The sequence below is a fragment of the Lacisediminihabitans sp. genome, assembly GCF_036404185.1.
GTDB lineage: Bacteria > Actinomycetota > Actinomycetes > Actinomycetales > Microbacteriaceae > Lacisediminihabitans.
Genome location: NZ_DASWPB010000146.1, coordinates 1 through 5,948, shown reverse-complemented (window position 1 = coordinate 5,948; position 5,948 = coordinate 1). Strand labels below are relative to the sequence as shown.

8 protein-coding genes are annotated in these 5,948 nt (G+C 66.6%); 3 read left to right on the top strand and 5 right to left on the bottom strand.

The genetic code is table 11. From position 1 onward, the window contains the following. Positions 1-92 precede the first annotated feature (92 nt). A complete protein-coding gene (pknB, locus tag VGC18_RS10605) occupies positions 93-1,784 on the top strand; it encodes a Stk1 family PASTA domain-containing Ser/Thr kinase (RefSeq protein ID WP_331097094.1) in 1,692 nt (563 codons plus the stop codon). Positions 1,785-1,792: 8 nt separating this feature from the next. Here the strand turns inward: pknB and VGC18_RS10600 are convergent, their stop codons facing one another. The 3 genes from VGC18_RS10600 to VGC18_RS10590 are packed head-to-tail and all read right to left on the bottom strand — an operon-like array spanning position 1,793 to position 3,365. Continuing rightward, on the bottom strand, positions 1,793-2,431 hold the full coding sequence (locus VGC18_RS10600) for an anthranilate synthase component II (RefSeq protein ID WP_331097092.1): 639 nt from the start codon (positions 2,429-2,431) through the stop codon (positions 1,793-1,795). Continuing rightward, on the bottom strand, positions 2,428-2,562 hold the full coding sequence (locus tag VGC18_RS10595) for a hypothetical protein (RefSeq protein ID WP_331097090.1): 135 nt from the start codon (positions 2,560-2,562) through the stop codon (positions 2,428-2,430). Before VGC18_RS10595 ends, VGC18_RS10600 begins: the two co-directional genes overlap by 4 nt. A 29-nt stretch (positions 2,563-2,591) precedes the next feature. Then, positions 2,592-3,365: a class E sortase gene (locus tag VGC18_RS10590; protein ID WP_331097088.1), complete on the bottom strand. Its 774-nt coding sequence runs from the start codon at positions 3,363-3,365 to the stop codon at positions 2,592-2,594. 80 nt (positions 3,366-3,445) lie between these two features. Here VGC18_RS10590 and VGC18_RS10585 point away from each other — a divergent pair, with 80 nt between their 5' ends. Then, positions 3,446-3,691 (top strand): cell division protein CrgA, encoded by a 246-nt coding sequence (locus tag VGC18_RS10585; RefSeq protein ID WP_331097086.1) that lies wholly within the window; start codon positions 3,446-3,448, stop codon positions 3,689-3,691. A gap of 81 nt (positions 3,692-3,772) precedes the next feature. Here VGC18_RS10585 and VGC18_RS10580 read toward each other — a convergent pair whose 3' ends face one another. Together VGC18_RS10580 and VGC18_RS10575 are read right to left on the bottom strand one after the other, a co-directional pair. Beyond that, positions 3,773-4,462, bottom strand: a complete 690-nt coding sequence (locus VGC18_RS10580) for a rhomboid family intramembrane serine protease (protein ID WP_331097084.1) — start codon at positions 4,460-4,462, stop codon at positions 3,773-3,775. A 181-nt stretch (positions 4,463-4,643) separates the two neighbouring features. Further along, positions 4,644-5,183 carry a peptidylprolyl isomerase gene (locus VGC18_RS10575; RefSeq protein WP_331097082.1) on the bottom strand — a complete coding sequence of 180 codons (540 nt, stop codon included), beginning with the start codon at positions 5,181-5,183 and terminating at the stop codon, positions 4,644-4,646. A 117-nt stretch (positions 5,184-5,300) separates the two neighbouring features. On the opposite strand from VGC18_RS10575, the gene VGC18_RS10570 reads away from it, so the two are divergent. Next, positions 5,301-5,867: a hypothetical protein gene (locus VGC18_RS10570; RefSeq protein ID WP_331097080.1), complete on the top strand. Its 567-nt coding sequence runs from the start codon at positions 5,301-5,303 to the stop codon at positions 5,865-5,867. Positions 5,868-5,948: the final 81 nt, after the last annotated feature.

The following is a 5,948-nucleotide window of genomic DNA, read 5'->3' as shown; positions in this document are numbered from 1 at the left end:
CGGAGACGACGAGCCCGACCCCCTGAGCGGGCGCCGATCCGCGACGCATTACACTGGCACATACGCGGCCCGCACCACCCTGGAGATGATTCGTGACTGAAGGTACCCGCCTGCTCGTCGGCAGATACCAGCTCGGCACGTTGATCGGTCGTGGTGGCATGTCCGACGTCTATCTTGGCACGGACGCCCGTCTCGGCAGACGGGTGGCGATCAAGCTGCTCAAGCCGTCGCTCGCCACCGACCCGAAGTTCCGCATCCTGTTCCGCGAGGAGGCCCAGAAGGCCGCCCGCATGGCGCATCCGACCATCGTCCGCGTCTTCGACGCCGGTGAGGAGACGGTGACGTCGCCCGCGGGCCTCGAGACCCAGGTGCCGTTCATCGTCATGGAATACGTGGATGGCCGGCTGCTCAAGGACATCATCGCCGAGGGCCCGCTCGACCCCAAGGAGGCCGTGCGCATCGTCTCCGGCGTGCTGACCGCCCTCGAGTACAGCCACCGCGCCCTGCTCGTGCACCGTGACATCAAGCCGGGCAACGTCATGATCACCCAGAACGGCCAGGTGAAGGTGATGGACTTCGGCATCGCCCGGGCCGTCTCCGACAACTCCGCGACGGTGGCCGATACGAGCGCCGTGCTCGGCACCGCGCAGTACTTCTCACCGGAGCAGGCGAGGGGCGAGACGGTGGATGCCCGCACCGATCTGTACTCCACCGGCGTCGTGCTCTTCGAACTGCTGACCGGCCGACCCCCGTTCCGCGGCGACCGCGCCGCCGCCGTCGCCTACCAGCACATCAGCGAGGCCCCCGTCGCGCCGAGCACCCTCAATCCCCGGGTGTCCCCCGCCCTCGACGCCGTCGTCCTGCACGCACTCGCCAAGGACAAGTTCGAGCGCTTCCAGACCGCCGCCGAATTCCGCCGGGACCTGGAGGCCGCAGGGGCAGGGGCCGTTCCCGTCCACCGCCCGGCGGCGAACGACTTCAACGCGGCGCTCTTCGGGGCGAACCCCACGGCGATCGGCGGTTCGGAGGCGGCCTTCCGCCAGCTGTCCGCCCCCGACGACGAACGTGGCGTGCGCACCCAGACGCGGCCGCCCGTCGCCTGGATCTGGGTCGGCATCGCCAGTCTCGCCGTCATCCTCGTCGCGGTGGTGTTCTGGGTGGTCAACATTCCCCCGTCGAACATCGGCGAGGGCCTCTCGGTCAAGGTTCCGAACATCACCGGCGAGCTCTACAAAACGGGGGCGACGAAGCTCACCGACCTCGACCTCGTTCCGAACCCCATCAAGCAGTCCAGCAGCACCGTCGCCGAGGGCCAGATCATCTCGACGGATCCCGATGCGGGCACCAAGGTCGGCAAGAAGCAGCCGATCACGGTCTACGTCTCCTCCGGCAAGGACCCGACCACCGTCCCCAGCCTGACCAACATGTCGGAGGATGCCGCGAAACAGGCGCTCGCCGACCGCAAGCTCACCTACGGGCAGACGAGCAAGGAGCACTCGGCGACGGTCGCCGCCGGCGTCGTCATCAGCAGCGATCCGGCCTCCGGTGCCAACGCCCGCGAGGGTGATGTGGTCAACCTCGTCGTCTCCGACGGGTTGATCAACATCCCTGCCGTCGTCGGTCAGGACATCGCCGCCGCCCTCAGCCTGCTCGATCCGCTGCAGCTCAATCCCACGCTCATCGCGTCTTCGTGCGCGGGTGACAAGGTGACCGCCCAGTCGATCAGCGGCGACAACCAGCCGCAGCATTCGGCGATCTCCATCACCTACTGCAAAAACGGCTGAGGCAGACCTCAGTCGAGGCGCACCATCGGGGTGAGCCCCCTGGCCGCCTCGCGCGCCTCCGGGAGCCCCGCGACGGCGAGCCAGTTCGCGATCATCGTGTAGCCGCCCTGGGTGAGGACCGACTCGGGGTGGAACTGCACGCCGAAGATCGGTGCCGATCGGTGCCGCGCGCCCATGATCACCCCGCCCGCCGTCCGCGAGGTGACGATCAGGTCGTCGGGGACCGTCGAGTCGACGACGGCGAGGGAGTGGTACCTCGTCGCCGTAAACGGCTGGGGAACGCCGGCGTAGAAATCGCTGCCGTCGTGGGTGATGAGCGAGGTCTTGCCGTGCATCAGCTCGTCGGCGTGGGTGACCGTCGCCCCGAGCGCCTCGGCGATCGCCTGATGACCGAGGCAGACCCCGAGCAGCGGCAGCCCGGAGTCGAGCGCGGCGAGCACGATGGGGATGGAGACCCCTGCCGCCGCCGGGTTCCCGGGGCCGGGAGAGAGCAGCACGCCGTCGTAGTCGGCGATCCTGTCCGCGGCCTCGCCCGCGGCGAACGCGTCGTTGCGGAGAACATCCGTCTGCGCGCCCAGCTGCAACAGGTATCCGTTGAGCGTGTAGACGAAGCTGTCGTAGTTGTCGATGACGAGGATGCGTGTCATGTTCCCACCGTCACGTCGGTCTGGTTCACGAAGGTGTTCAGCCAAGGGAAGACGAAGAAGCCGAGCACGGCCAGGATCGCGCCGAACAGCAGCACCATCAGGATGATACGCACCCAGATGGGCCCCGGCATCAGACGCCACAATGCTCCGTACATCGGATCTATCCCTTCGCCGCCACGATCGCCTTGATCGCATCGGGGGCCCCGGCCGAGATCGGCTGCCACGACTCCATGACGGCGTAGGCGATGATGCGTTCCGAGGCGGAGTACATCGGATTACAGCTGGTCATGGTCAGCACTCGGTCGGTCGGGTTCGTCCCCGCCGCCTGCGGGACCGGATCGAGCACGCCGACGCCGGTCGGCCGCACGTACTCGAGGCCACGGAAGTCATAGGTGTAGTAGCCGTCCTGGGTCTGCACGTAGATCTTGTCCCCCACCTGCAGCGTCGCGAGCAGGTGGAACGGCGCCCCGTGGGTCGTGCGGTGGGCCGCGACGGCGAAGTTGCCCACCTCGCCGGGCATCTGGGTCCCCGGGTAGTGGCCGATGCCGTTCTTGTCGAGCACGTCCGCCGTGCCGACGCCCTCCGATACCGGCCGGGCGTAGTCGGAGGCGAACCTCGGGACGTACATGACGGCGAACTGGACGGCGTTGGCCGGCGCCTTGGCGACGACCGGGTCCCCGTAGTCGGCCTTGGTGCCGTCGACGCGGACATGGGTGGGGGCTGACTCCACCCACTTGTGCGCGAGCGCCGCACCCGCGCTGTTCTGATGCGCCCCGACCACAAGGTCATTGAGCCAGAGCTGCCAGCCGAGAAAGAGGAAAACGAGAACACCGGCGGTGATCAGCAGCTCCCCGATGATGCCGAGGATGCTGACCCTGCGACGCCGTCCGCGGGAGCGCAGACTCTTCCGGTCACGCCGCAGCTCCTCGGTCATGCTGTCGATTCTAGGCGGTGCGGCTTTCCGCACATCCCCTGTCCAGGGGCTCCCGGCGCTTTCACGGTACAATTTCGACCATGGCCAGATCGAACGCCCGAACGAAGCCCGCCGCCTCCGAGGAGAACCGCACCGGCGACGACGTCCCGAACCCCATTTGGTTCAAGCCGATCATGTTCGGTCTCATGATCGTCGGTCTCGCCTGGATCATCGTCTTCTACGTGAGCCAGAGCACACTGCCGGTTCCCCAACTGGGCGACTGGAACATCCTCATCGGTTTCGGCATCCTCTTTGTCGGATTCCTCATGACGACCCGCTGGCGCTGACCCGTTCTACCGAGTCCCACCGGCCTCGCCGAGTTACACCGGTGTAATTATCCCCATTGTGGAATCACCTGTGGATAACTCTCAGCCGTAGATGCCGCCGAGAAGCGATACGCCGGCGATGGTCAGCACGATCAGCCCGACCAGCGTCCCGGCGAGGCCGAAGAGTTGCACCGATCGGCGGCTTCGATTGCGGGTGCGGACGAAGATCAACCCGACGAGCGCCCCGACGACGAGTCCGCCCACGTGGGCCTGCCAGGCGATTCCGGGAAGCAGCCCGAGGGCCAGGTTGATCCCGATCACGACCAGCAGCTGGACGGTGTTGCCGCCGAGGTGACGCTGGATCACGAAGTACGCCCCGAGCAGCCCGAAGATCGCCCCGGATGCGCCGGCGACCGGGGTCGTCGGGGCGATGAGCAGCACCGCCACGGAACCGCCGAGGCCGCTGAGCAGGAACAGGGCGGCGAATCGCCACCGTCCGAGCATCCGCTCCATCATCGGGCCGAAGATGAACAGCGAGTACATGTTCAACAGGATGTGCAGGATCGACAGGTGCACGAAGATCGACGTCACCAGGCGCCACGGCTGGATCGCCGTGAACGGGCCGTAGTAGATGAGGTAACCGAACACCGGCCCTCCCTGCGGACCACCGGTGAGCAGCTCGGCGATGTAGATCACGACGCACAGCGCCATGATGGCGTAGGTCACCACCGGAGCGCCGGTGCGTCCCAGGCGTCTCATGGAGGTGACAACGGCCGGGCGGGTGCGCGGCATACTCTGTCTGGCCTCCTTGACGCACTCAGGGCAGTGAACGCCGACCGCGGCGGGGCTCTGACATTCCGGGCAGATCGTGCGCCCGCAGCGCTGACAGAGCACGAAGCTCTGGCGATTCGGATGCCGATAGCAATAGTTGTCCGAATCGTTCCGCGCCTGCGTCACTGTGCTGCCACTGAACTCAGGCCTCTTCGATCGTCACGGAGTTGATGACGACGTCCTGCTTCGGCTTGTCCCTGGAGTCCTTCTCCACGGCCTCGATCTTCTTGACGACCTCGCGGGACTCCTCGTCCGCGACCTCACCGAAGATGGTGTGCTTGCCCTGGAGCCAGGTGGTCGGCACGGTGGTGATGAAGAACTGCGAGCCGTTGGTGCCCTTGCCGCCACGGGTTCCGGCGTTCGCCATCGCCAGCAGGTACGGCTTGGTGAAGGTGAGCTCCGGGTGGATCTCGTCGTCGAAGTTGTAACCAGGGCCGCCGGTCCCCTGGCCGAGCGGGTCGCCGCCCTGGATCATGAAGTCGTCGATAATGCGGTGGAAGATGACGCCGTCGTAGAGCCTGTCCTTGGAGACCTTTCCGGTGGCCGGATGGGTCCATTCGATCTGGCCGGTGGCCAGTCCGACGAAGTTGGCGACCGTCTTCGGCGCGTGGTTACCGAAGAGGTTGACCTTGATGTCGCCGAGGGAGGTGTGGAAGGTGGCTACTTGGGTGTGCAATGACATGGTGTCATTCTTCCATAGCATTCCGTACCGCTCAGGATACGCACAGTCAAGGGTTTGTGCTCCCGTGGCCGCGTGCAAGGATGGAACCATTCTCCGTACGACAACTGGAGGTTTCTCATGGCACTGTCACGTAAACGCGAGAAGGAACTGGCGCGTTTGAAGGGCGTCGCAACCGATCTCTGGGATGACCAGAAAGAGGTTTTGGAGCACGCCGCGCGCATCGTCCGCGAGGCCGGCCATCACGCCGCCCAGACCGGTCGCGAGGAGGTCGCTCCCCGCCTCAAGGACGCGATCGACAACCACCTGACCCCAGGGATCGCCTCCGGGGTGTCCGCGACCCGAGCCGCAGGCGAAGCCGCCAGGGACAAGGTGTCGCAGGACGTGCTTCCCGCCGTCTCCTCGGCCCTCGCCTCGGCGCTGGCGATCCTCGAGGTCGCCAAGGACCCCCGGGTTCGCGAGGCCCTCGGCAAGGCCTCCAAGGCGGGAACCCAGATCGCCACGAAGGCGGGAGTCAAGTCGGCCAAGAGCGGCTCGGGCCCCGGCCGTTACATCCTCATCGGCCTCGGCCTCGTCGCCGCCGCCGGAGTCGCCTACGCGGCGTGGCAGACGCTTCGTGCCGACGACGAGCTGTGGGTCAGCGACGAGACGGAAGAACCGGAAGCGGAGATCCCCGACGAGGGCTGAACTCAGAGTGGCGTTGCACCTGCGATGGGGTGCCCGGCGTGACGCCGGGCACCCCATCGGCGCTACTCGACGGTGACCTCG

Excerpts from the sequence above, each read along its gene's own strand:
- VGC18_RS10600 (WP_331097092.1), bottom strand. The coding sequence starts at position 2,431 with ATGACACGCATCCTCGTCATCGACAACTACGACAGCTTCGTCTACACG.
- VGC18_RS10595 (WP_331097090.1), bottom strand. The coding sequence starts at position 2,562 with ATGCCGGGGCCCATCTGGGTGCGTATCATCCTGATGGTGCTGCTGTTC.
- VGC18_RS10590 (WP_331097088.1), bottom strand. The coding sequence starts at position 3,365 with ATGACCGAGGAGCTGCGGCGTGACCGGAAGAGTCTGCGCTCCCGCGGA.
- VGC18_RS10585 (WP_331097086.1), top strand. The coding sequence starts at position 3,446 with ATGGCCAGATCGAACGCCCGAACGAAGCCCGCCGCCTCCGAGGAGAAC.
- VGC18_RS10580 (WP_331097084.1), bottom strand. The coding sequence starts at position 4,462 with ATGCCGCGCACCCGCCCGGCCGTTGTCACCTCCATGAGACGCCTGGGA.
- VGC18_RS10575 (WP_331097082.1), bottom strand. The coding sequence starts at position 5,183 with ATGTCATTGCACACCCAAGTAGCCACCTTCCACACCTCCCTCGGCGAC.
- VGC18_RS10570 (WP_331097080.1), top strand. The coding sequence starts at position 5,301 with ATGGCACTGTCACGTAAACGCGAGAAGGAACTGGCGCGTTTGAAGGGC.